This is a genomic window from Paenibacillus sp. J22P143 (assembly GCF_059692035.1).
Window position 1 is genome coordinate 222,382 of the sequence record NZ_JCAUAQ010000006.1, and the last position, 25,022, is coordinate 247,403.

Here is a 25,022-nt window from a genome sequence, read left to right on the forward strand (position 1 = left end):
GTTCCTCCTAAATGAATCCTTTGATTTCATTTTAAGACGCCGTCATCGTCGCTTCCTCGTCTTCTAATCTTACCGATACAAGCTTAGAAACGCCGCCCTCTTGCATGGTGACGCCGTACAACACGTCGGCTTCTTCCATCGTCCCTTTACGATGTGTTACTACAATAAACTGCGTCATTTCTGAAAACTCACGCAAATACTCGGCAAATCGAGATACGTTCGCTTCATCTAACGCGGCTTCTACCTCATCCAGTACGCAGAATGGCACTGGTTTCACGCGAATAATTGAGAACAAGAGAGCAATTGCTGTCAGCGCACGTTCGCCACCGGACAGTAATTGAAGATTTTGCAGCTTTTTGCCTGGCGGCTGAGCGACAATCTCAATACCCGTATCGAGCATGTTCTCAGGCTCGGACAGAATTAAATCTGCGCGACCGCCGCCGAACAATTTCGCAAATACGACCCCAAAATGGGAGCGAATCGCATCGAAAGTCGTTTTAAATCGTTTGGACATTTCCTGATCCATCTCGCGAATAACCTGATACAGTGTTGTTTTCGCTTCGATCAAATCATCCTTTTGCGAATTCAGGAACTCGAAGCGTTCTGATACGCGCGCATACTCCTCAATCGCTCCTAGGTTCACATCACCCAGCGAAGCAATTTCACGTTTCAGCTCACGCACTCTACTCTGTGTGCCTTGAATATCCTGAGGCACAGGATAGCGCATTTTCGCCAGCTCATAGCTTAGCTCATATTCTTCGGCAAGCTTTTTGAGCAGATTCTCAAGCTCCACATCTAGGCGCGTTACGCGCACTTCGGTTTGATGGAGATTTTCTTCAACCTGCTTTAGTTGAATACGCTGCGTACGAGTCTCATTTTCGCCGTGTTCAAGTTTCTGTAACCAGTCAGCACGTTCCGCCCGCTTGAAATCTATGCTTTCGGAGCATTGCTGCTTCTTTAGCTTCAAATCATTCAAAAGCTCAATTTGCTGCACAGTTTCCTGCTCAAGTGTTGCCATATCGCTGTCCAATTGGGATAGTAGGCCACGATTGACTTCAACCTCACGCTCCACATCGCTTAGATCCTGTTGTAAGCGTCGTTGTTGATCTTGAAGGGACTGCTTCTCTTGCGATGTCGAGGCTACCTTGACCTTCAAATCTGTCAATTGGCTTTGCAGCTCTTCTTTCACGGATTCACTCGCTTTACGAGAGCTCTCCGCATCACGAATCGCTTGTTGTAGCGATGCTTCCTCTTCTTGGAGCTGAGCGAGTGCTGCTTCGCTTTCGACTTTTTTACGGCTAAATTCAGTACGTTCTTCCAGTAGGGCGCCTCTATCTTGACTATCCAGTGTTAGCTGCTGTTCTACGGTACGGCTTTCCGATTCCAACGGATTCAGTTCCGCGCGAATTTGTTGCTCCGTAATACGCTGCTGCTCACCCAATTGTCGAAGCTGTTCTACCTTCAGCATTTCATCTGTAATTTCACGCTTCAATGAACTAGATTGACTGCGCAAACCGCTAAGCTGACCCTCGGATGTTGCGATTTCAGCATCAAGCTCTTCGATCTGACGCTGGCGGCCTAATAAATTCGTCGACTTCTTCTGCAAGCTTCCGCCCGTCATGGAGCCGCCTGGATTGACAACATCACCTTCCAGTGTCACAACACGGTAACGATATTGCGCTTTGGCTGCGATGTGGTTAGCATCTTCTAGGCTCTCCGCTACAACCACATTCCCCAGTAAACTGGAGAATATATTGGTATACGTTGCATCGAAGGAGACAAGATCAACCGCAATCCCCACAAACCCTTTCGAAGCTTTTAATGTTTGGCTCTCATGATCGGAGATCGAACGTCCGCGAATGACATTCATAGGCAGGAAGGTAGCTCGTCCCATTTGACGACGCTTCAAGAATGCGATCGCTTCACGGCCATCTGCCTCTGTCTCAACGATAATATTTTGCAGGGCACCGCCTAGTGCTGTTTCAATGGCCACTTCCACATTGGCAGGTACTTTGACAAGCTCAGCCACCGCACCGCGAATTCCGCGTAGATCTTTGCGCGTTTTCGCTTTAAGTACTTCCTTAACACCTTGTTGGAAGCCATCGTAATCATTGGCCATCTCCTTCATGGTGTCGCGGCGGGAAATTAAGCCATCGAGCTTTTGCTCCCATTTCCGCACCATAGCTTGCGCTTCATCCAGCAGCCCTTGCTTGCTCTTGAGAGCTTGGGTTAGTTGGACATATTCTTGTCTTGCTTTCTCAATATCTCCTACTGTTTCTGCCAACTTGGCTGATAGCTCTTGCTTACGACGCGAAATACTCTCACGCTGATCCGCCCATTTCTGACGCTCTTCATCAAGTCTGTCCAAACGGCGTCCGATGCTTTCGATTTGCTGCTCGGCGTAACGAATTTCATTGCGAGACTGTGCCATGCGGTTAAGGGTTTCAAGCAATTCACCCTTCAACTGATCCTCAGGCGAGGAACTGATGCCTCCGCTTACCCCTTGTAAGCGCTGCTCTTCCGCAGTCAGCTTGGCTTGGAATTCGAATAGCTGTGCGCCAATTTGGATGATTTTATCACGTTGCTCGCTCAAATCTGCTTCTTTATCTAATTTACGCTGCTCTTGCATCGCGATTGTCGTGCTTAGCTGCTGATGATTCGTCACATAGTTCTTTTTCCGTTCTTTAAGAACCTCACCGTGACCCTCACACTTCTCGAACTCTTCGCTTAGACCTAGCAGACTTTCTTGCAGCGTTTCTAGCTCTTCTTCTAGCCTACGTGTTTCCCAACGATGCTTCTCCAAATGCGCATCATGCTGGTTTACGATCGTTGACAGCTCCGTTTGCTCTTTCGTTAACTTTTCTAGCAGCTGCGTAGCGTCATTCCAAGCCACATAAATCTGATCGATCTGATGGACATACATGGAGATCTCACTGCTTTTGAGTGTTTCCTTCAGCTCTTTAAAACGAATCGCTTTCTCCGATTGTTCACGCAACGGTTCAACTTGATCCTCAAGCTCTGAGACTAAATCATGAATTCGCAGCAAATTTTGCTCAGTATCATTTAATTTCTTCTCTGCTTCGCGCTTCCGCGATTTATATTTAACAATCCCCGAAGCTTCTTCAAAGATGCCTCGACGATCTTCCGATTTCGTACTCAAAATTTCTTCAATACGACCTTGTCCAATAATGGAATATGCTTCTTTCCCGATACCCGTGTCCATGAACAACTCTGTGATATCCTTCAATCGACAAGGCTGTTTGTTGATCAAATATTCACTATCCCCATTGCGATGTACTCTTCGTGTCACGGTAACTTCATTAAAATCCAACGGAAGCGACTGCGATGAATTATCTAATGTTAATGAGACTTCCCCATAATTCACTGCACGACGTGCATCGCTGCCAGCGAAAATGACATCTTCCATTTTACCGCCACGCAAGGACTTCGCGCTTTGTTCCCCTAACACCCAACGAATCCCGTCCGAGATATTACTCTTTCCACTCCCGTTAGGACCTACAACCGCGGTAATGCCTCTCACAAATTCGAGTTCCGTCCGGTCCGCGAATGATTTAAACCCGGATAATTCGATCCGTTTCAAAAACATGGTCTCACCTCAAAAAGTATTGTAACATATCGCATGTCAAAATAAGAGAAAAATACAAAAAAGGCAGCAGCTGCCGCCTCTTCTGGTTTTTCACTATCGTTGTACCGTTACGTTTAATTTGGACAGCGCGCCAGCAGCAGCCTGCTGTTCCGCTTCTTTCTTCGAACGACCTGCACCAGTTCCCAATAGCTCGCTATCCATATGCACTTCAGCAACGAACTCTCGCTCATGTGCAGGACCCCGTTCGTTCACAATCCGGTATTCCAAGGAACCCATATTATGATGCTGGGTATGCTCTTGTAATTGCGTCTTGTAATCGATCACGAGCAGCTTGCCTTCACTGGAAATGTTGGCGAATACATGCTTCTGAAGAAAAGCTTTAACGGTTTCTAAGCCTTGGTCTAAGTATAGAGCGCCAACAAAGGATTCGAACACATCTGCGAGAAGTGCTGGCCGTGATCGTCCCCCCGTTAACTCTTCCCCTTTACCTAGTAAGACAAAGGCACCGAAATCCAAATCTTCGGCAAATGTCACAAGCGAGGGCTCGCAGACAATGGAGGCTCTCAGCTTCGTTAATTCACCTTCAGAACGCCCAGGATAAGATTCATATAAAAATTCCGAAACTGTTAATTCAAGTACGGCATCTCCAAGAAACTCAAGCCGTTCGTTATCTTTGTGTCCAGCAATGCGATGTTCATTCACATAGGACGAATGTGTAAAAGCTTGCTTCAGCAGCTCCGTTTTGCGAAACGAGACACCTATCTGCTTCTGTAAATCCTTAATATCACGGTTCACGCCTTACTTCACCACCCGGAGAGAATGATATTCCGTTATCTTTCGTCGCAGGCAGGTAAATTATGCTTCAAACTTTTTCATGATGATGGTTGCATTATGACCGCCGAAGCCGAAGGAGTTCGACATCGCAATGCCTACGTTCGCTTCACGAGCAGTGTTCGGTACATAATCCAAGTCACATTCTGGATCTTGGTTGTCCAAGTTGATCGTTGGTGCAATGAGACTGTTTGCAATCGTTAGACCGCAAATCACAGCTTCCACACCGCCTGCAGCGCCAAGTAAATGACCTGTCATGGATTTCGTCGAGCTAACTGCGACCTTGTAGGCATGCTCGCCTAGCGCTTTCTTGATGGCAATCGTCTCTGATTTATCTCCAACAGGTGTCGAAGTTCCGTGTGCGTTAATGTAGGAAATCGCCTCAGGCTCAATCTTCGCATCCTTAATCGCTTTCACCATACAACGCGCAGCGCCATCTGGATCTGGATCTGTCATGTGATAGGCGTCTCCGCTCATGCCATAACCGATAACTTCCGCATAGATACGTGCGCCACGTTTCTGAGCATGCTCAAGTGACTCCAGAATGAGTACACCAGCGCCTTCACCCATAACAAAGCCATCACGACCAGTATCAAACGGACGACTTGCCAAATGCGGCTCTTCATTGCGAGTTGACATCGCACGCAATGCGCAGAAACCAGCTACACCAATCGGAGTAATCGTTGCCTCAGCACCACCGCAAATCATCACGTCAGCATCGCCACGTTGAATCATTTTGAATGAGTCACCGATGGAATGCGTACCTGTTGCACAAGCCGTTACGGCTGTGGAGTTCGGCCCTTTCGCACCCGTAACCATCGATACATGACCAGAGGCCATGTTCGCAATCATCATCGGGATAAAGAAAGGCGAAACCCGTTTAGGCCCTTTTTCCAACAAAATGCGATGTTGCTCTTCCCACGTGTTCAAACCGCCAATGCCTGATCCTACTGAAACGCCTACGCGTTCCGGATCGGTATCATCCTTCACGTTCAAATTCGCGTCCTTGAGCGCATTCAAAGCGCCTGCAACCGCAAATTGAACGAAACGGTCCATCCGACGAGATTCTTTGCGATCTACGTAGTTCTCAATGTTGAAATCTTTGATCTCAGCTGCAATCCTTGTCGGGTATTCGCTTACATCAAAATTCTCGATCAAACCCACGCCTGATTTACCAGAAGTCAGATTTCCCCAAAATGTTTCTAAATCCTGACCAAGGGCAGTAACTACGCCCATACCTGTAATTACAACTCTGTTCATTTGTACCACCTTCTATGTAGTGATTCCATATTTTTTATTGTGAGAATGGAGAGAAGTCCCGTCTTTATTAGAAACGGGACTCTGTAGACTATTACGTATGAGATTTTATGTAATTCGTAACTTCTCCTACTGTCGTAATCTTCTCAGCATCTTCATCTGAAATTTCTAAATCGAACTCATCTTCTAATTCCATTACTAATTCAACTACATCGAGAGAATCAGCACCTAGATCTTCTTTGAAAGATGCTTCGAGGGTGACTTCAGCTTCATCAACCCCTAGACGATCGACTACAATTCGTTTAACACGATCCAATACGTCGGACATCCGGTTCACCTCCTCATTTGGTATTATACGAGAATCTTTGACAGATTGCCAGTAGGCAATTTTGTAATTCTCATTTTCTAGAAACTTACATGTACATTCCGCCGTCTACATGGAGCGTTTGCCCTGTCATGTAAGAGGCATCGTCAGAAGCCAAGAAGCGAACAACCTTCGCAATCTCCTCTGGCTGCCCAAGGCGTTCCAGCGGGATTTGCTTCAGCATTTGCTCACGCATCTCGGCAGACAATTTGTCTGTCATATCGGTTTCAATAAAGCCTGGCGCCACCGCATTAACCGTAATACCACGGGAAGATAATTCTCTCGCAGTAGCTTTCGTTAAGCCAATTACGCCAGCTTTTGCTGCTACATAGTTAGCTTGACCCGGATTACCGAGCACGCCAACTACAGAAGATATATTGATAATTCGACCGAAGCGCTGCTTCATCATTGGACGTGTAACAGCTTTGACACAATTGAACACGCCTTTGAGATTCGTCGCGATCACTTGATCGAATTCTTCTTCTTTCATTCGCATGATTAAATTGTCTCTTGTTATGCCCGCATTATTCACGAGAATATCAATTTTACCAAAAACTTCTATCGTTTGCTTGACCAAATCTTCGGATTCCTGATAGCTGCTCACATCAGCGCGCAATTTAATAGCTTTGCGCCCCATTGCTTCAATCGCTGCTACAACCTCACCAGCCGCTGCTTCGCTGCCTGCGTAGTTCACAGCAACATCTGCTCCGTGTTCAGCCAAATGCAAAGCAATCGCACGGCCAATACCGCGTGAAGCTCCTGTGACGAGTGCCACTTTACCCGTTAACATGATTGTGTACCTCCTGTATGTACTTATCCAGCGCTTCCAGGCTGCCAATCGACACGGATTTCACCGTTTTGTCGACCTTTTTGATCAAGCCAGCAAGCACCGTTCCCGAGCCTAGCTCGATGAACGTATCCACGCCTTGGCTGATCAGGTACGTAATCGTGTCTTCCCAAAGAACAGGGGAATACACCTGCTCCACCAGCAAGCCGCGAATATCGCTCGGCTGGGTCACAGGACGCGCCGTTACGTTGGCGACAACGGGCACGGCTGCATCCCTCATCTCGATGGACGCGAGCACCTCTGCGAGGCGCTCCGAGGCTGGCTTCATGAGGGAAGAGTGAAACGGCCCGCTCACCTCGAGCGGGATGGCACGCTTCGCGCCAGCTTCCTTGCAGCGTTCGACAACCGCTGCAACGCCTTCCTTACTGCCCGAGACGACAATCTGTCCCGGGCAGTTCACATTGGCGAGCTCCACGACGGAGCCGCCGCTTGTGATAGCCGCGCAAAGCTCCGCCAGCGCTCCGCGCTCGGCTCCCAGCACGGCTGCCATGGCGCCCAGGCCGCCTGGGACGGCCTGCTCCATGAACTCGCCGCGGGCACGTACGGTGCGGACCGCGTCTTCAAACGCGAGCACGCCGGCTGCGACGAGCGCGCTGTACTCACCGAGACTATGTCCTGCGACATAGTCTGGCGTGATGCCTGCAACCTTGAACGCTTCGAGACAAGCGATGCTTGTCGTGAGCAGCGCGGGCTGCGTGTGGTACGTGATCTTCAATTGGTCCTCTGGACCTTGGAAGATCAGATCAGACAAGGAAAAGCCCAGCGCTGCGTTCGCGCGGTCAAAATAAGCTTTGGCCGCTGGCAGCGATGTGTATAGGTCTTGCCCCATACCCACGGACTGTGAACCTTGACCAGGAAATACAAATGCTATTTTACCCATACGAGAAAAGGATCCCCTTCCACGGTATATTCAGTCATTTTTTATTTAGAAAACGAATTACCAAACCAAAGCCGCAGCACCCCAAGTGAGTCCGCCGCCAAAGCCAACTAAGACCAGACGATCACCTTGACTTAATCTACCCTGCTCAGAAGCTTCTGCTAGCGCAACTGGTATGGAGGCAGCCGACATATTGCCGTACTTGTCCAAGTTAATCATACATTTGTCTGCCGACAATTCCAAGCGATTCAGTGAGGATTGAATAATTCGCATGTTGGCTTGGTGAGGGACAAGCAGATCAATGTCTGTTTTTTCCCAGCCCGCTTTACGCAGAGCTTCATCCGCTGCATTCCCCATAATGCGAACAGCAAACTTGAATACCTCGGCTCCAGCCATATAGATATAATGCAAACGTTGGTCAAGGGAGTTCTGTGAAGCTGGATTACGGGAACCGCCGCCTTCAATTTTCAGAAGAGGACCTCCGGTACCATCTGCACCTAATTCAAAGGATTTGAAGCCTCTTTCTTCAGGCACCTCGCCAATAACAACAGCTCCTGCTCCATCACCAAAAAGAATGCAAGTGTTGCGATCGGTGTAATCCGTAATTTTGGACAAACAATCTGCGCCAATAACGAGCGCGTATTTATATGTACCTGTGGCAATGAAATTAGCGGCATTCGCTAGTCCATACACGAAGCCTGAGCAAGCCGCCGATAAATCGAATGCTGCTGCTTTCTTCGCTCCCAATTTCTCTTGAAGAATACATGCCGTAGATGGAAATGACATATCTGGTGTGATGGTTGCTACGATAATTAGATCTAGCTGATCCGCTGTAATTCCAGCATTAGACAAGGCAACCAAGGAAGCTTCATAACAGAGATCGGACGTAGCTTGTCCTTCTGCCGCGATTCTTCTCTCACGTATGCCGGTTCTGGATACGATCCACTCATCATTTGTTTCGACCATCGTTTCTAGTTCTTGATTCGTTAAAATACGTTCTGGTACATATTTACCCGTTCCGAGTACCCCAACCGGTATTAAGTTCATGTTGTTATATCTCGCTTCCCGCGGCTAATTTCGGCAGATATGGTGCCAACCAAATCATTTTGTAATGCGATTCTTGCTTGACGAACGGCATTCTTAATGGCATTTGCATCGGATGAACCATGACTTTTCAGTACTAATCCATCAATACCGAGAAATGGTGCAGCTCCATGTTCATTATAGTCCAGCTTCTTGCGGAATTGCGTCAACCCTGGCTTCAAAACGGCTGCCGCAAGCTTGGAGAAGATGGATTTGGTGAATTCTTCCTTTAATGCTGAGAAAATGGTGGACGCTGCGCCCTCCAGTGATTTCAACATAATATTTCCAGCAAAGCCGTCGCAGACGATAACGTCACATTTAGCACGAAGTATCTGTGAAGACTCTACATTGCCAACAAAATGAATCGGAGCTTGTTCCATTAAAGGATATGCTGTTTTGGTTAATTCATTCCCTTTGGTCGATTCCGTCCCGACATTCAACAAACCTACGCGAGGCTTGGAAATGCCATGCACGTTGGAACGATAAATGCTGCCCATAATCGCATATTGGATCAATTGCTCTGGGGTTGCATCCATGTTCGCTCCTAAATCTAATGCAAGCACACCATTACCATCCATGGTAGGAATCATTGGTGCTAATGCTGGACGTTCAATTCCGGGAATTCTTCCTACGATTAACAATCCCGTCGTCATCAATGCTCCTGTGTTGCCTGCAGAAATCATGGCCTCGGCTTCTTTCTCCCGCACCAATCTTCCTGCCACGACCATGGAAGCGTCTTTCTTACGACGAACTGCTTTGACAGGCTCATCCTCGGCTTCGATAACTTCTTCCGCATGACGGATCGTTAGGTTATCTGGCCTCTCTGTGAGGTGAGCTTCTATCGCGGCGCTGTTACCGACTAGAATGATATGTACGTCCTTCCACTCTTTAGCCGCTGCGAGAGCACCCTCAACTACGATCTTAGGCGCATGATCTCCGCCCATTGCATCAATCGCGATCCGCATGGAGCTTGTCCTCCCTATCTAGATGTTGCTCTTTCTTCGAATGAAAGATGACAAAGTTGCCTCGAAACACCGTTTCTTCGCCCACATAAGTGAACACCTCTACGCGTGCTTTCCCTTTGGAAACAGATCGCACATAGGCTTTGGCGATACACTTTTCTCCCAGCTTTACTGATCGTACAAATTTGATATCGGCCGAAGCTGTTAAAGCAATCGGATCGTCAATGACAGCAACAGCCAACGAGTTGGCTTGTGAGAAAATGTGATGTCCTCTGGCAATTTTGGTTCTTGAAAAAATATGGTCTTCTTTTATTTCAAAAATCGAAATACCGCTCTGATCCAATTGTAAGTCAATGACTTCCCCAATAACTTCATCAATGGGAAGTGAACGCACAGGATCATACGTTTTGACGGCCATATGCTTCATGCGTTCCCGCAGTTCAGGAATACCGAGCTCTAATCGATCCAAGCGGACAGTTTGGATACTAACCCCAAACGTTCGCATCAATTCCTCATCCGTCATAAAAGGGTTTGCTTCAATGGCTTGCAACAGCTGCTGCTGCCTTTGTCGTTTAGGAAGGCGTTCGATGGTAAGCACCACCTTATCTCGTGAGATCTCATCTTATTACCAGATACTAAACTGTAGTATATTAAATTTACAAACAAAAAGAAAGCAAAAAAAATAGCACCTCACCTAGGATGAAGTACTATGTCTAATCTTATGCTTTTACGATCTCTCTGCTTTTGTATGTTCCGCAAGATTTACAAACGTGATGCGCTAGCTTAAGCTCTGCACATTGTTCACATTTCACCATGCCTGGAACTTCCAATTTAAAGTGAGTACGGCGCTTGTCGCGACGAGTTTTGGACGTTCTTCTTTGAGGTACTGCCATATTCAAAACACCTCCTTATACGAATTTCGGCGTTGCCTTATTCTTTGTTAAAAAAGTCCGCGAGACCTGCAAGTCTAGGATCAATCTTATCCTGCTTACAGCCGCAATCACGTTGATTGCGATTTTCTCCGCACACGGGACAGAGACCTTTGCACGCTTCGTTACAAAGTGGTATGTACGGTAATCCAACCACTACATTCTCTACAACGTAAGGCTCCAAATCTACTTTATCCCCAACCACCAGATGAATATCCTCGTCAAGCTCTGGATCTTCTTCTTCCGGCTTTTGCATGAAAACTTCCCTGAAAGGAAGCTTAATTGTTTGGTTAGTGTGCGTTAAGCATCGGGAACAGCTTAACTCCAAGTCTAGCGTTAACATACCGTTAACTTTAACAAGTCCTTCTTCATACTTAGCATGAAGATTGACATGAACAGGTCCATGGCCAAGGATGTCTTGACGACCCTCAAAAGGTTCCGTCAAATTCATTACTTCGCTCATTGGTACCGGCTGCCCTTGCAGAGATAGCTCTCTAAAACGAATTTGCATGTATATTCACCCCAAACAAACAAAGATTATTATATCCATTACGCATATCATTTGTCAATTTAAATTATCTTACTTTTGCTAGAAATGACTTATTTCGAAGGTAAATCTGCTAGATATTTCAAGGCATCTTCCATGGTTCCAACTTCTACGATTTTCATCTTCGTATTAATTTGCTTTGCTCTTTTGACCGCATCGGAATAATTCTCGATCTTGGTCCCGTCTTTGTAGGTTATGTTTTTGGGAGCAAAGAAAATCTCAGCTTTTTCCCGATCCGCAGCAATAATTTTGTGTTGAATACCGCCAATCGGACCTACGGAGCCATCTGCTTCTATCGTTCCCGTCCCTGCAATGCGATAGCCCTTCGTAATATCTTCGGGTACAAGTTGGTTGAATATCTCCAAAGAGAACATTAAGCCTGCTGAAGGCCCGCCAATATCACCAGCCTTAATCGTCACCTGCTGATCTTCCTGATCGGCTTTGACCGATTGCATGCCTACTGGCTCTACACCAATCCCTGCCCGCGGCGTTGACTCTCCATTTTGAAGCGGCAGTTCTCCCAGAGTCAATGTCGTCTGCAATTCAGTCTTTTTTCTAACATACGTAATTGTAATGGTGTCCCCGGCTTTTTTGCCCGCGAGCGAGTCTCGTAGATCCTGCGCTACCTTCACCTCTTTGTCCCCGGCCTTCAAAAGCACATCACCTGGTTTAAGCACCTTCTCACCTGACAAACCTGGGACGGTTTGAAGGACCATCACACCCACATGATCAATATGAAAAGGAACCTTGGCCTCGGTATAGGCTGCTTGAATCGCGCTGGCTTGTGAGGTTAGCATGACATATTCCTGACGCTGTGAATATTCTTGCTCGGACTCGCCCTGCTTGAGAACTGCCTTTTTGGGCTGAATTTCCTCATAGGGATGAATGAGTCCTACCACATAGTTCACCACATTGGCATCTGCTACGCGTACCGTTGTCAGCATGAGTGTCCCTTTTTCTGTGCCTGTGCTTTTGGAAATCGACACCATCGGCTTGATTTCTTCGGCGGTACCTGGCATAAAAACAAAAAAGGGCAATCTCACAAAAAACAATAAATATACAATGATAATACCTACTAAGGCAGATATTAGGTAGCGTCTCGTCGCTGAGCTTCTCGGATAACGATATGAATCATTCGACCACGTACGTATCGTACTCTCTTCTTCCTTATCCATACAGGTCCCCCTTTCCTGTTGCTTTCTCTTGATGCTCTTGCCTATCCATTCTCGATGAAAGCTTGGTCTAATCACCTGCCTTCTTGCGTACAATGAAGCATGTTCGAAGGACGAGGTGATGTTATGCAGCCTATGAATACAAGATTCCCTGCCAAATTCACAACACTGGTTCTAGGAGCTTTGGCTGGACTAGTTGTTATATCTGTCATTTTATTTCCTGATAAAGCTTTTCAGTCCTCTCTCGAAGGACTGACCGTTTGGTGGAAGCTTGTCTTCCCCGCATTAATGCCTTTTCTTATTATGACTGAGCTCTTGATCGGTTTCGGTGTCATCCAAGGTACTGGCGTACTCTTGGAGCCGCTGATGCGCGTTATTTTCCGTCTCCCTGGCGTTAGCGGTTGGGCGCTGGCATCAGGCTTTGTTGTAGGATTTCCTGCAGGAGCTAAAATTACTGCATCGCTGCGCGAAAAAAACCTGATTACACGCACGGAAACAGAGCGTTTAACGGCCCTCTCACATTTGTGCAGTCCTTTATTCCTAATCATGGTTATCGGTATTGGATTCCTTCATAACGCGAAGCTAGGGATCTTGCTCGGGATTATTCATTACATTTCCGCTATCGCAACAGGATTCTTGATGCGACATACGAAGCAAGTCATTGCTCCTCTTGAAGCGAAAACGCTAGTCATTAAACCGAAACAAACGACTTCTATTTGGAAATCCGCCTTTATGGCCATGCGCCAAGCTTATTGGGAAGATGGACGTGCTTTTGGTAAGCTACTTGGAGATGCGGTAACTTCCGCTGTGCAAACGCTAATGTTGATTGGCGGCTATATGATGATATTTTCCGTATTAATCAACGTCATCTCTATTACTCATTTTGCCGATATACTTCGCCCCATCACGCAATTTCTACTTAGCTGTATGGGCATTTTCACTGACACTACACCGCAATGGATTAAAGGATTGATGGAAATCCACCTTGGTTCCTATGCTTTCAGCCAAGCTAAGGATCTCCCACTGTTGCCACAAATGGCGCTGCTCAGCGCCTTTCTCGGCTGGGGAGGCTTGTCAGCCCACGCACAGGTCGCTGGTTTCCTTCAAAAAACCGATGCCCGGTACACATTTTTCTTACAGTCCCGCGCTTTGCATGCCGTGCTCGCCTTGTTCACAACCATTCTACTATGGAAACCATTGCAATTGCTTTTGTTAGATACAGAGCCAAGCTTTCTTCGGTTGGACTTAGCATCTAACGAGGCCGCCGCGGTATCGTTTCCCGTGAACGGCGAATCGGCATGGGGCCTTTGGGGACCAATGCTGACGCAATTCATTTTCCTTTTTACCTTGATGCTGCTGGTTTCGTTTGTCCTGAGTCGCTTTCAGAAGAAAGTCGTGAATTAACTTGAAATTCCTTTAGATCTAGCTTCTAGGTCTGAGGGAATTTTTTGCGTAACTCCTCTTCCACTTCCGCTGGCACAAGATCCTCGACAGGTCCATGGAATTTGGCAATCTCTTTCACGATGCTTGAGCTCAAATACGAAAACTGCGGCTTCGACGCCATAAAGAATGTTTCTACATCTGGATTCAGCTTGTGATTCGTCGAGGCCATTTGCAATTCATATTCAAAATCCGAAACGGCCCGAAGTCCGCGAACAATAAGCCTGACATTACGAGCCTTCATGTAATTCACCATCAAGTCCCGAAATCCGTCAATCTCCACATTAGGCAGATCTGCCGTTACTTTCCGTAGTAGCTCCATCCGTTCTTCCAGGGTGAATAACGCGTTCTTGGACGTGTTGTTCAGCACCGCTACAATTAGCTTATCAAACACTTTGGCTGCTCTATGTATAATATCAAGATGACCATAGGTAACTGGGTCAAAGCTACCTGGATATACCGCTACTGTAATGCCATGTTCTTGCCTCATCATGCTGTCCCTCTCCTTCTATTGCTGATTCATATGGACGCGATGTCGCGTTTAAATATGGTAACAGCCGTATCTCCATAGTCCGCTCTGCGAAGCTGCTTGAATCCACCTACGCTTTCTAGCAGTACATCCTTGGCGTCATGCTCAACCACGATCGTCGCATCCGCCTCCACAATGGCCTGTTCCTCCATCGTCGTCATTAGCTCTGCAATCCCTTTCATCCGATAGGGTGGATCCAGAAATACAAGTTGAAATTGTTCTGCCCGCTTCGCTAATACCTTCAACGCTCTCGCGGCGTCTGTACGGTAAATTTCCACCTGATCCTTCATTTTGGCTATTTCCACATTATGCTGAATCGTGTCGATGCTTTTCTTCTCGATATCAATAAATACAGCCTTATCCATGCCACGGCTTACTGCTTCAATGCCCAGCCCGCCCGTACCGGCGAACAGATCAAGCACCTGCCCTCCGTCGAAATAAGGTCCGATCATACTGAAGATCGCTTCCTTCACTTTATCTGTTGTTGGTCGTGTGCTTGTACCGGGTACAGCCTTTAACGACCGGCCTTTGGCCGTGCCTGAAATCACTCTCATCCTTGTGTTTCCCCTTCATGCTAGTTCATTCTTTTGCTATCGTACCACAAGCACTAATCTGACACAAAAATTTTATCCCTGTGATGTATAAATTTTCCGTAAAAAGGTCATCCTTGAACTATCGACATCAGAGAATGTCGTAGACAACCGCGGAGAAGGCTTACGTTTCCCCATAAGCTCTTCATCCGGTTTCTCCTCTCCCATGAGACGGCCTTGCAAAAGGCCGTCGTTATTATTTTATAGGACAGTTTTTTAAAACCCTTATTATATAAGGGTTTGTTTGACTATAACAGCATCGAAATTTAATATATAACAGATATTACAATTTTAGCTTGGGGACGGTTTGGGGACGAAAATTTTCAGAATCAAAAATATTACAACAAAACTACACCTAAAATAACCTACTATATTTGGTTAAAAAACTGTATCAAAAAAGATCCTGCAAATAAACAGGATCTTAATTTCAAACTGGCTGAATGAAAAATAGCTCCACTATTAATAATTCATTAATTTTTCGATAAATGGGATGTCCGCAGGAGCAAAATCGTACTGGCTCATTTCTTCAATAAATACCCAACTATAATCATCATGATCTATTGCGACTATTTCACCTGAGGTCCATGTGCACCAGTATGCATAGAGAATAATTGTACCTGCCTCATAATGAAAGGTACTTTCTGCAAAGAAATCTCCAACCTTCACTTCAATTCCAAACTCTTCGTGCATCTCTCGTTTCAAACACTCTTCTAATGTTTCACCGGGCTCTTGCTTCCCTCCTGGAAACTCCCACTTACCAGCAAGTTTATCAGTTGACTTCCGTTGCGCAATCAGAATTTTGTTATCCTTCATTAATAATGCCGCGGCCACTTTTTTCATCTAATAACTCCTATATTACATCATCTATAACCGACTATAAGATCTTCAATCGTAATTTCGCCAATACCATATAAATTTAACTCAGAAATTCTTTGAGAATACAATTTCGATAGCATTTCTTTTTTAATTTCCTCAACAGCTAAATGAATTGCACGATGACAGTTAGGACACAAAGAAACAATATTACCTGGAACATCAAGACTATAATCAAAAGTATCTTGTAATTTCATTGGGATTAAGTGATGAGCTTCCACAAAGTTTTGACCAGTTGTATTAGATAAGAAGGTTGAATGATTAATGTCATTTTCACATTTGAAATTCGCTTTTATTAAAGCCTCTTTTGCAATGCTAGGGTCACGATGATATCTCTTAGTTTTGCCTTGCAAAAAGAGCGGCGGCTTAGGTTGCGGTGCTGGTGGAGTGACTGATGGAGCAGATGTCAGTACATTTTTCTGAAACTTATCTTCATCTTTGTCCTCAGGATTCTCAAATAGTTCCTGATTAGAAATAATCAATTCAATAAATTGCTCAACTGAACGATTTCCTAAAAGTGCCTTTAATTCTCTGTAAACACCCAACAAGTTTCTCAAATCATTAATTAAGACTGTATCATTTGGGATATTATCAATTGGATAAAAGTTCCCACAAATATGTCCTAATTCATATCCTTCTGCAAGCACTTTCACATTTAAAGTTGATTTAAGGTCTATTTCATTTATACTAAAATCATTTAGTGTAGAATTTAATCGTTCTCTTAAAACAGTTGAGACTTTATTAATATTAATTCTACCATGCTTTACTCCATATTTTTTTTTATAGTATGTCCATCCCTGATTTAATGAAATATAGACTCCACTCATATCAGCACGAAACAAATAAACGATATAAAAACCTTTTTCCGCAGTTGAAATAATATCACGATCAAAAATTGCAATCCAGGGAATCTCAGCCCATTTCGACTGCCCAGAAGAACCTTTCAGTGTATATTTATCTAGATCAATGATTGATTTTTCGATAATAGTCGAGACAAATTCCCCTCTTAAAAATCTTCCTATAGGGTGACTTGTAAATTGTTGGTGAAATGCAGTTCGATAATTATTCAAAACATATTGCAATGATTGTTTCATGCTAATCCTCCCAAACAGCTTGTTTCTACCATATTTCGACAAATTAGCTTTTTTATCCTTTAAGTAACAAGCTTGATGAACATAAACGCAAAAAAACCCAAGGGATGCTTTCCCTCAGGCCTTTTAACACAAGTGTTTCTGGATTTATTAAATATTTATCCTAGATAAACATTATGGATCTACCATTTCATCCTTTGTCCACTCATTGCTCAACTCTGCTTTCAAAACATCCTTATAATAAATCCATTGCCAATCCTCTACTCCATTAAAAGGATTAACCGAATCTAAGCGGAATTCTGCCTGCTTACTTCGACTGACAACACCAGTAATCAATCTTGGTTGATATTCGTCAAATAATGTTATCATAATAGTCTTTTTGTACATCTGAGACTGACTCAGGCTCGCAGATATTACGTGCACCTCTTGCTCATCAAGAATCGGTTTGGATATACGCTTAATCTCTTTCTGCTGCAGACGAATAGCATCTTTTAATTCAGGACCGATGAAACGTGATGATTCCCAAAGACCGTTATTATTAATCTTACTCATAATAACCCCCTTAAAATATAAGAACATATATTCCTATTTATTTATCATACAACAGTTATGTACTGAATGTGCAAGCATTTTTTCTATAGACTAGCTACATATCTTTCAAATAATCATTTGTTAAAAATTAGTGTAAGATTTATTGGACAATATTTGATATACTTGAAAAGGTCATAATTGGAAAAAAAGGAGGAATTTATTTGAAAAAAAAGTTATTGATTTCACTTGGTCTGACTGGAATTATCGCAGCTTCAATTGCTGTTGGAGCTTATGCTGCTTCAGATATTAAACTGTTTATTAATGGTAAATTGATTAATTCTGATTTACAAATCGTAGATGGATCAAGTTATGTTCCATTGAGAGTTGTTTCAGAGTCGTTAGGTGCAGAAGTGAAATGGGACGGGGATAAGCGTGAGATCTCAATCGCTGGTAAAGTGCCTGAGCTTCCAAAAGACGGGGTATACAAAACAGAGCAACTGGCATTTTATGATGTAACAGTAGAGAAAAACAGTTTTGGATGGTCAATTGCAAGTGAAGTCAAAAATATTGGAACAAAGACAGTTAAAGGAGCGAACTTCTCTGCAGTATTCTATGATGCTGCTGGAAAGCGACTAGGCAAGGCTTCAGGAAGCACCAGTGATATAAACGTATCTGATGTAAAGACAGAAGATCTTATCACTTCTGATGATATTACAGGCTACAAAACAATTAAGTTCCAGATTGACATTTCATACTAAAACTTATTGAAATCCCCTACTAACAATCTATGGAGAGTAGGGGATTTCTTTCACTCTTCAGATTGCCCAGAAACTAATCTTAGCTGATTTGCTAACCAATTATAATATTTCTGTTGTTTGATTAACTCTCCTATCGTCTCTCCTGAAGCGCCCTTTTTTTGATCTTCAGCATTATGCCACTCAGGCTTAATCCAAGTGTTTATTATCGTATTTGCAACATCCTTATCCAATTCATGTTCCTCCTCCAGTATATACCCTTGCTGTTTATTGTCATTTAACCGCTGGATAAGCTCTATTGCATAATTCTTATCCGTAGCCCAACCGCGCGCAGTAATTTCACGAATCTGTGCTTCCTCAGTTGCCTGCTGCTTTACACTTGCATATCTGCCGTTCTTTTGGATGAAATCCACATAACCTGTCACTGGATCGTCGTAACGGATGTAATATCCGCCCTCAGCTGACGGACGCGCTGTACCTTTCATGGACAATGGCATATAGCTCTGCCAAGTCTGTCCGGCGATATTGTTATTCTTCGTAAAATTGGAACTCGTGAAGTGACCTGTCTCATGCTGCCATTGAGCGAAAACTACAGTAGGAAACCATCCAATGATTGAGCTGGCCTCCTTTGCCTTGCCCCACCAATACAAATTATCCAATTCCCCCATCGCCTTTCCTCTTCTGCGCTCTTTCCATTTTTGCTTTAATCTCACTTTTAACAAACGAAGTCACTAGCTTTGGTATCCGCCAACCTGCTCGATACGCGTTGGCTGTCATGCTCTCCCAAGTATGGTAGACAAGCATACCTGTTATCGCAAAGTAGGCGTAACCTGGTTGATTCACGTTAAAAACAGTTAGAGATACTTTATCAAGTAACCATCCAACAAAAGGAAGCCAAAGCATGATAATTGTGCGCGGGACCGCAGCGATACCGTACTCGGATGAGTAAGTGTCGTCTTTCTTTGCGGCGGATGTACCCGAGATCCAGTCGGCAATAATGATGTTAATATACAAAAAGAATACCCAAAACTTCCCGCTCTCGATGGCATTTGCTATAAATGGACTGATAAAAGCACTTGCTGCGGCAGCTGCTGCATTTGTTGGTTTTAATAATGAATTTAAAGTTAGTAACGATTGAAAAAATCTATTCATAGCCACTCCCACTTTCTGTATTAATAATCGATAACCAAGGCGAATCAAAAGATCTTGCGGGCTTATGCCAATTTGTCGCAAAAAAAAGAACCCACGGAAACCGTAGGCCATCCTCGTTTTGCTTGTTTAAATTTCCGTTGTCGCTGCTGCTGATACAACCGGCCTATATTGCGGGTCCGTTTCTTCCTTCAATGCCACAATCTCGTCCCGCGTCTCCTGAGTAATGCTTCCGGACGTCAACGCTGAATCAATATCGTCAATAAAATATTTTTTCGCTGCAAATTGCTTGACTGGATCTTTGTATGTTGCCGGTGCGCTGTCCAATGTGCGCGTTTTGTCGATGATGACGGCTTTTGCATATTGTGATGTAATCCCCGGTAATACTGCCATTGTCTGTTATCCCCCTAGTAGTACCTCGTAAATTTCTAAAATAGCGCTCGTTTGATCGGCCATTGCCGTTTTCAATTCCTCAATTTCAATATCTTTGTCTCTATTGTCCTTTTCCAATTGATCCATGCGTTGTTGATCCAGCGTTTTCGGTTGCTCCACATGGTCCCGGAATGAAACGACATTATTCACCGGATTGTATACGGAAGATTGACCTTTCGGCGCTTTAAACATTCCCGCCGGAATTGCCGCCGTATTTTGAAATGTTGCATACGGCAACTTATTGTCCTCCATTTGTGCTGCCGTTGGGTTTTCAATCATCCCAACAACGCGTCCGTCCTCTCGATAAAAAACAACAACCATGTAAAAACCTCCTTTTTAGTTTTTTATACCGATATTTCATCATAACTTATTTTGAAATTTTTACATTGGTTTCCATTCCATGTAGGATCATAAACAAAATAAATTGGCGCCATTGTTGTTATGAATAAAGTTGTTGAAATTGTTATGAACGCGGATTGCGAAACTGTCGCTGTTCCCAAAATAATAGGCGGACTTCCAACGAATTGCGTACCCTGTGCCGTCCTCCAATCAACCGGATTAGAAGCGGCCGCAACGCCAACCATGTCCACGTTTTTGAATGATGCAACTCCAAAATTGGCGCTTCCTCCTGAACCTCCATTGTGCAAATGTTGAATGTCCAATGAAACGAGTATCTCCCCCGTTGTCTTTGGCGTCCACTTGTAAATTAAAATACTTAACCCATATGGGTTGTTTGCCGGGTCAATGTTTGACGTGTAAACCGTTGTATCATTAACCTTTAAATTGTTACTAGCCACATAAACTGTTTTACCGGTTGCATTTTGAACCGTCTTAATATGGCCAAACAACGTGGCGGCCCCTGCTGCGTCTCCGGACGCTCCAATTAAATCCGTTTTGGCCTTCACCGCTGAAACATTCGTGTTTGCTGTGTTTACGTTTGTACTGATTGTATTGACGGTTGTGTTGACGGTTGATAGCGCGGAACTCGTGGCCAATGTTCCTAACACGGTTTCAACTGTATCCGTGTATGCGATCAATTGAGCTAATCGAGCCATTACTGATCCTGTTCCGCTTGCAACATCACCCGTTAGTCCTAGCAGCGTTTCCAGTGTATCCGAATAACCTTCTACCTGATCAACAAATGCTGCAATCTGAGCTAAACGAGCAAATACCGTTGTTGTTCCTGCTGAATCAACATTTGTCCCAACAATCGACTCAAGAGTATCGACATACGCCGCTATTTGAGCTAACCTAGCAAATATAGAACCGGTACCTGCTGCATCTCCAGTGGCTCCAATTAGATTCGTTTTTGCCTCGACCCCATCGGTGGAATCAAAAATTCGTTGTAATTGGCTAAAAACCGTGCTTCCTCCAGCAACGTCAGTATTCTTGCCAACTTTCACTAACAAATCAATTACTTGCGCGAGTGTTGCTACGTCCATGCCTTAAGACACCCCCTTAGTATAATTGGAAAAATTCCCATTTCCGTCATAGTTAATTGTATATGTTACTGTGCTTCCTCCAGCTGATTCAGAAACCGTTTGTAATTGTCCTGTACCGCCATTGTAAGTTAATGCTGTTGTTTTAATAACGGTTGTCCCGTCCTTTTCCTCAACCTTTGTTAACTTTCCGGTTGTATAGGTTGCGACTGCTGAACGAGTGTCTGCGTCCAGTTGCACAGCTTTCACCTTACTAACATCCGCATTGGACGTGCCGGTGATGGCAGCAGTAATATTATTATCAATCGCATCAACTAAAGCTTGATAGTTTGCCAGCGTTACGTTGTCCGAAGCTACTGGACGCGGTAATCCTAGTTTTGGTGTTGTTGTAGAAATAGTGTTCGCCCTCCCTCTAGGTCAATCGTTCAAATTGGTCCCACGTATAGTTATTGGCGGACAAAGTCCCCCATGTAAATCCATGTGAATCGAGAGCACTCCAAGTCATGTAAGTAAATTCAAAGATGATAGCTAGATGAGCCGGAATGATATCACTCAAAGCCTTTTCGATATCATCCAGATTTGCTGGAACCCCGTGATTACTAATAAACTTTATTTTCACGGTATAATTTGGATTGTCTTCTGTGACTTCTACTTCACCGTTATCGTAGGCTTCAGCAACTCTTTTCAAGAGCGTTACGGTAATTGTGCCTGTACCACGAATCTTTGACTTGATAACAGATCGTCTCTGATCGTAGGGCTTAACTGGGTCAGTTTGGATACCGAGAAATGTCTCCCAATGAGTAAGGCCCCAAGTGGCTCGATCAACAAAAGCCTGGTCATGAGCATCAGCAATATTAGTTGCTATATCATCGATTTCTTGACCTTCTGCAGTCATCAACACGCGGGCTTCATAAACCTCTTCGTATAGATCGGGCAGAGATTCAAGCATGCGTTGCCCAGTTGGACTAGTAATAGCGTAATCACTCACTTAGCGTCACCGTACCTTTGACAGCAACCGCTCCTTGTCCAACAGCAATATTGCCATTCGTTCCGTTGAGCTGTAGCGCTGTGTAATCTTGAACGCCTTGCACATTAAGCAGAATCGCACCCGTTTTCGCATACTTCACGGATGGATCTATCCCAAAGGATATCCCTGCCAGATGGGAAGTCAGCGCTGCTTCAAAATCCGTTTTAATCTCAGCAAGCGTTCGGGAGCCGTCCCTTACAATGGTTGCCGTCGCGTTAATAGTCACGGCCGTAGCTGTCGCAACCGTCACGTCAGCTCCAACAGGCGCGGTGCCCTCGCCAGTGCCCGATGTAGGTGAAATATATGCTTGCACGTTCTCGACAAGCTGAATGCTTGCAGGCTTCTTATCCGTGTCGATGATGACCACTTTCACTGTGCCAACACCACTCCAAAGAGGAATGACTTGAACGCCACCCACACCATCAACTTCATGTGCCCATTTGATATAGTCCGCTTTATTGCCACTTGTAGAAGGCAACCTAACTTGTTGAAGGAATCTTGCTCGGTACACCTCATTGCTTTCCTTGTCTTCGCCAGGAATCAGCACATCCGTGAGACTCGCGCTAATCAGACCGTCGATGTAATCCAAGGGTAGCAAGGTCCCAAAGTTCTGATTACCTACCTTGCCCGCCGTGTCACATCGTAGTTCAAATTGCCCTGTAGCGAGTTTGAGAATGACAGTGTAGTTTAGACCGGATATCGAAAAGCGGCTACCTAGCGGAACGTCCATAGGCGTACTTGTGGCCCCATAGAATAACCCTTTTCGAATTGCATTCGTTGCCAGGTGTCGCGTTTCTCCAAAGGGTTCGGTGACCGCGTCAAGGTTCTCATCGGTAGCCGTGTCCGGAAATACTGCTCTAAGATTTGAATCAAGAGCAACGTACATAGTAGCTAGTTCAGAAGCAGCGGGTGCAAGTGCATCATAGATGATGCTACCTTGCCGCTTATCTACGTCATCCGGTACACGATCAAGCATGCGTTGCAGGATGACTGAGTAGCTTTGAGATTCGTACAATGGGCTTACACCTCCCTCGAAGTTTGAAAACTTCCATATGTCGATACAACCGTGAACTCAAGCATGGCTGAATCGCCGCTCACCTTTATGTTAAAATCACCTACTGATTTGATGCGTTCATCTTGCAGCAGAGCCTCTTGGACTCTTCTAGTTACTTCAGATTGAAAATATAAATTACTCCTCCCAATCAACGTGCTTAATTCGCTTCCATAATCAGAGCCATAGATGAAATATTCGAAACGCTCTGTCTGCATTATTTTATAAACTGCCTGCTGAACTGCTTCCAGATCATCTACATACCCAATTATTCGATTATTAACTGGATCCAGCCTGTAGGTTTTACTTGACTGGTACAATGGTTGAATCTGCTGATTTATTGAACCACCCTGTGGAATCATACCTCCACCACTCGATCTAAGATAATGTATTGTTGTCCTCCTTGAGATCGCAGAAGGATAAGTGACTCCCCAACCTCTAGACCTCTTCGAATCACTACTGTCTGTGAACTTACTTCCACAGAGTAAGGTGTTAGTTGCTCTGGAATAACCAAAAAATCCTCATCAAGTGCAAACCGCTGATCAACGGTCACTTCAAGAGGATTTATTTTAGTTACTTCGCCAAATAGAACATTTACCGGCTTTCCTGCTTCTGTAGCACCAGCACTGGCCTGTTTCATAAGTTCAAATAAAGTAGTTACATTTCTCAAGTGAAAACCTTCAACTCAAGTGACATGGTATGATCAGCCCCGTCGAATTTATGTGTGCATTCTTCTACTAAAAAATATTGATTTATGCCTATTTCGGATATATTGACAGAAACAGAGCAACCAGCGCGTACCCGGATATCCCCTAAAGCGTCTAACGTAAAAGTTCTCGTTTCCCGGTTTTTTAGCGAGATCAAGTTATTCAATGATTCATTAATTTGAGCTGGATTCATTTTGTCATCTACTTTTTGATAAAACTGTAGCCGGCCCCATTTCGCAATATTGGAACTATCTTGCGCTATGTACACATCTCTTTTTCCTGACTCTTTGTTGTCCTGAACAATTTTGACACGGTTATAGGTATCGCTATCAATTGAGCGAGACATTTTATAATCATAAGCCAGGCTAACATCACCAAGTGAAAGATCAAGTTTCCAGTCAGCTATATCCGTCAGAGAAAGCTGGCCAAAATCATCATGGAACACATAGGTCCGGCCAGTTGCTATGACTGTTTTGGTAAGGGCATTATTTATAATCTCCAGTAGTTTAGTACCGTCTTCAATCGCCTTTGGAATTTTATAAACAGTATCTGTTAAATGACCTGTTTGTAATCCAGTATCAATCGCAATCTTCTGAATGATTTCTGATGCACTTGCGTTTTTAAAAACGTAAGTATCGCTGCTCATTAAGTAACGAAGTTGGTCATAGGCTGTGATCTTAACGGTTTCATCACGGCCATCGTTAATCGAAAAGATGTAACCGTAAAACACTGCTGCTTTTTTATCCAACGTCACCCTGACCACATCGCCTGCATTATACTGAAAAGTTGTGTCCTCATAGATCCCACCTTTTAAAATCGTGAACTCTAGAATCCCCGCTTTACCAACTCGACTAGTTTTTATAGATACATCCACCAGAGGAGGCGCCCATATGACGCCGTTACGATTATCAATCTCTAGGACTAACATAAAT

30 protein-coding genes are annotated in these 25,022 nt (G+C 44.5%); 2 read left to right on the forward strand and 28 right to left on the reverse strand.

Going from position 1 to position 25,022, the window contains the following annotated elements; all coding sequences use genetic code 11:
- Positions 1-31: 31 nt before the first annotated feature.
- The 12 genes from smc to AC58PQ_RS13370 all read right to left on the reverse strand — a co-directional run bounded on the left by smc (position 32) and on the right by AC58PQ_RS13370 (position 12,479).
- Positions 32-3,607 (reverse strand): chromosome segregation protein SMC, encoded by a 3,576-nt coding sequence (smc, locus tag AC58PQ_RS13315; protein ID WP_497242400.1) that lies wholly within the window; start codon positions 3,605-3,607, stop codon positions 32-34.
- Positions 3,608-3,700: 93 nt separating this feature from the next.
- Entirely contained in the window at positions 3,701-4,402 is a 702-nt protein-coding gene (rnc, locus tag AC58PQ_RS13320) for a ribonuclease III (RefSeq protein ID WP_497242401.1), read from the reverse strand.
- Between the two features lie 60 nt (positions 4,403-4,462).
- A complete protein-coding gene (gene fabF / locus AC58PQ_RS13325; RefSeq protein ID WP_497242402.1) occupies positions 4,463-5,698 on the reverse strand; it encodes a beta-ketoacyl-ACP synthase II in 1,236 nt (411 codons plus the stop codon).
- A gap of 91 nt (positions 5,699-5,789) precedes the next feature.
- Entirely contained in the window at positions 5,790-6,023 is a 234-nt protein-coding gene (acpP, locus tag AC58PQ_RS13330) for an acyl carrier protein (RefSeq protein ID WP_028558238.1), read from the reverse strand.
- A gap of 85 nt (positions 6,024-6,108) precedes the next feature.
- Complete coding sequence (gene fabG, locus AC58PQ_RS13335) at positions 6,109-6,849, reverse strand: 3-oxoacyl-[acyl-carrier-protein] reductase (RefSeq protein WP_497242403.1); 741 nt, start codon at positions 6,847-6,849, stop codon at positions 6,109-6,111.
- A complete protein-coding gene (fabD, locus tag AC58PQ_RS13340) occupies positions 6,836-7,786 on the reverse strand; it encodes an ACP S-malonyltransferase (RefSeq protein ID WP_497242404.1) in 951 nt (316 codons plus the stop codon). The genes fabG and fabD overlap by 14 nt, the downstream gene beginning before the upstream one ends.
- Positions 7,787-7,843: 57 nt before the next feature.
- Complete coding sequence (locus AC58PQ_RS13345; RefSeq protein ID WP_497242405.1) at positions 7,844-8,830, reverse strand: beta-ketoacyl-ACP synthase III; 987 nt, start codon at positions 8,828-8,830, stop codon at positions 7,844-7,846.
- On the reverse strand, positions 8,827-9,831 hold the full coding sequence (gene plsX, locus AC58PQ_RS13350) for a phosphate acyltransferase PlsX (protein WP_497242406.1): 1,005 nt from the start codon (positions 9,829-9,831) through the stop codon (positions 8,827-8,829). The genes AC58PQ_RS13345 and plsX overlap by 4 nt, the downstream gene beginning before the upstream one ends.
- The gene (gene fapR / locus AC58PQ_RS13355; RefSeq protein WP_477590688.1) at positions 9,815-10,429 is read right to left on the reverse strand and encodes a transcription factor FapR; all 615 of its coding nucleotides are present in this window, start codon (positions 10,427-10,429) and stop codon (positions 9,815-9,817) included. Before fapR ends, plsX begins: the two co-directional genes overlap by 17 nt.
- 118 nt (positions 10,430-10,547) lie before the next feature.
- Positions 10,548-10,721: a 50S ribosomal protein L32 gene (gene rpmF, locus AC58PQ_RS13360; RefSeq protein ID WP_056624823.1), complete on the reverse strand. Its 174-nt coding sequence runs from the start codon at positions 10,719-10,721 to the stop codon at positions 10,548-10,550.
- A 37-nt stretch (positions 10,722-10,758) separates the two neighbouring features.
- The gene (locus tag AC58PQ_RS13365; protein ID WP_497242407.1) at positions 10,759-11,268 is read right to left on the reverse strand and encodes a YceD family protein; all 510 of its coding nucleotides are present in this window, start codon (positions 11,266-11,268) and stop codon (positions 10,759-10,761) included.
- Between the two features lie 89 nt (positions 11,269-11,357).
- The gene (locus AC58PQ_RS13370; protein WP_497242408.1) at positions 11,358-12,479 is read right to left on the reverse strand and encodes a SepM family pheromone-processing serine protease; all 1,122 of its coding nucleotides are present in this window, start codon (positions 12,477-12,479) and stop codon (positions 11,358-11,360) included.
- A 123-nt stretch (positions 12,480-12,602) separates the two neighbouring features.
- Here AC58PQ_RS13370 and AC58PQ_RS13375 point away from each other — a divergent pair, with 123 nt between their 5' ends.
- Entirely contained in the window at positions 12,603-13,880 is a 1,278-nt protein-coding gene (locus AC58PQ_RS13375; RefSeq protein ID WP_497242409.1) for a nucleoside recognition domain-containing protein, read from the forward strand.
- 25 nt (positions 13,881-13,905) lie between these two features.
- Here the strand turns inward: AC58PQ_RS13375 and coaD are convergent, their stop codons facing one another.
- The 5 genes from coaD to AC58PQ_RS13400 all read right to left on the reverse strand — a co-directional run bounded on the left by coaD (position 13,906) and on the right by AC58PQ_RS13400 (position 17,551).
- On the reverse strand, positions 13,906-14,409 hold the full coding sequence (gene coaD / locus AC58PQ_RS13380) for a pantetheine-phosphate adenylyltransferase (protein ID WP_497242410.1): 504 nt from the start codon (positions 14,407-14,409) through the stop codon (positions 13,906-13,908).
- A gap of 26 nt (positions 14,410-14,435) precedes the next feature.
- Positions 14,436-14,999: a 16S rRNA (guanine(966)-N(2))-methyltransferase RsmD gene (rsmD, locus tag AC58PQ_RS13385; protein WP_497242411.1), complete on the reverse strand. Its 564-nt coding sequence runs from the start codon at positions 14,997-14,999 to the stop codon at positions 14,436-14,438.
- Between the two features lie 495 nt (positions 15,000-15,494).
- On the reverse strand, positions 15,495-15,875 hold the full coding sequence (gene mutT / locus AC58PQ_RS13390; protein WP_497242412.1) for an 8-oxo-dGTP diphosphatase MutT: 381 nt from the start codon (positions 15,873-15,875) through the stop codon (positions 15,495-15,497).
- A gap of 20 nt (positions 15,876-15,895) precedes the next feature.
- Positions 15,896-17,002, reverse strand: a complete 1,107-nt coding sequence (locus AC58PQ_RS13395) for an MrcB family domain-containing protein (protein WP_497242413.1) — start codon at positions 17,000-17,002, stop codon at positions 15,896-15,898.
- Positions 17,003-17,173: 171 nt separating this feature from the next.
- Positions 17,174-17,551 carry a YolD-like family protein gene (locus AC58PQ_RS13400; RefSeq protein WP_497242414.1) on the reverse strand — a complete coding sequence of 126 codons (378 nt, stop codon included), beginning with the start codon at positions 17,549-17,551 and terminating at the stop codon, positions 17,174-17,176.
- 200 nt (positions 17,552-17,751) lie between these two features.
- Between AC58PQ_RS13400 and AC58PQ_RS13405 the strand changes: the two genes are divergently transcribed.
- Entirely contained in the window at positions 17,752-18,288 is a 537-nt protein-coding gene (locus AC58PQ_RS13405; protein ID WP_497242415.1) for a stalk domain-containing protein, read from the forward strand.
- Positions 18,289-18,338: 50 nt separating this feature from the next.
- On the opposite strand, the gene AC58PQ_RS13410 is transcribed toward AC58PQ_RS13405, so the two are convergent.
- The 11 genes from AC58PQ_RS13410 to AC58PQ_RS13460 all read right to left on the reverse strand — a co-directional run bounded on the left by AC58PQ_RS13410 (position 18,339) and on the right by AC58PQ_RS13460 (position 25,018).
- Positions 18,339-18,953 (reverse strand): glucosaminidase domain-containing protein, encoded by a 615-nt coding sequence (locus AC58PQ_RS13410; RefSeq protein WP_497242416.1) that lies wholly within the window; start codon positions 18,951-18,953, stop codon positions 18,339-18,341.
- Positions 18,937-19,437 carry a phage holin family protein gene (locus AC58PQ_RS13415; RefSeq protein ID WP_497242417.1) on the reverse strand — a complete coding sequence of 167 codons (501 nt, stop codon included), beginning with the start codon at positions 19,435-19,437 and terminating at the stop codon, positions 18,937-18,939. The genes AC58PQ_RS13410 and AC58PQ_RS13415 overlap by 17 nt, the downstream gene beginning before the upstream one ends.
- Positions 19,438-19,563: 126 nt before the next feature.
- Entirely contained in the window at positions 19,564-19,827 is a 264-nt protein-coding gene (locus tag AC58PQ_RS13420; protein ID WP_497242418.1) for a hypothetical protein, read from the reverse strand.
- A 6-nt stretch (positions 19,828-19,833) separates the two neighbouring features.
- Positions 19,834-20,187: a hypothetical protein gene (locus AC58PQ_RS13425; RefSeq protein ID WP_497242419.1), complete on the reverse strand. Its 354-nt coding sequence runs from the start codon at positions 20,185-20,187 to the stop codon at positions 19,834-19,836.
- Positions 20,188-20,210: 23 nt separating this feature from the next.
- Positions 20,211-21,308 (reverse strand): hypothetical protein, encoded by a 1,098-nt coding sequence (locus tag AC58PQ_RS13430; RefSeq protein WP_497242420.1) that lies wholly within the window; start codon positions 21,306-21,308, stop codon positions 20,211-20,213.
- Positions 21,309-21,311: 3 nt separating this feature from the next.
- Positions 21,312-21,554: a hypothetical protein gene (locus AC58PQ_RS13435; RefSeq protein ID WP_497242421.1), complete on the reverse strand. Its 243-nt coding sequence runs from the start codon at positions 21,552-21,554 to the stop codon at positions 21,312-21,314.
- A gap of 163 nt (positions 21,555-21,717) precedes the next feature.
- Complete coding sequence (locus AC58PQ_RS13440) at positions 21,718-22,293, reverse strand: putative phage tail protein (protein WP_497242422.1); 576 nt, start codon at positions 22,291-22,293, stop codon at positions 21,718-21,720.
- Positions 22,286-23,347: a baseplate J/gp47 family protein gene (locus AC58PQ_RS13445; protein WP_497242423.1), complete on the reverse strand. Its 1,062-nt coding sequence runs from the start codon at positions 23,345-23,347 to the stop codon at positions 22,286-22,288. Before AC58PQ_RS13445 ends, AC58PQ_RS13440 begins: the two co-directional genes overlap by 8 nt.
- Positions 23,348-23,352: 5 nt before the next feature.
- Positions 23,353-23,745 carry a DUF2634 domain-containing protein gene (locus AC58PQ_RS13450; protein WP_497242424.1) on the reverse strand — a complete coding sequence of 131 codons (393 nt, stop codon included), beginning with the start codon at positions 23,743-23,745 and terminating at the stop codon, positions 23,353-23,355.
- Entirely contained in the window at positions 23,742-24,053 is a 312-nt protein-coding gene (locus tag AC58PQ_RS13455; protein ID WP_497242425.1) for a DUF2577 domain-containing protein, read from the reverse strand. The genes AC58PQ_RS13450 and AC58PQ_RS13455 overlap by 4 nt, the downstream gene beginning before the upstream one ends.
- A complete protein-coding gene (locus AC58PQ_RS13460; protein ID WP_497242426.1) occupies positions 24,050-25,018 on the reverse strand; it encodes an XkdQ/YqbQ family protein in 969 nt (322 codons plus the stop codon). Before AC58PQ_RS13460 ends, AC58PQ_RS13455 begins: the two co-directional genes overlap by 4 nt.
- Between the last annotated feature and the right edge of the window lie 4 nt (positions 25,019-25,022).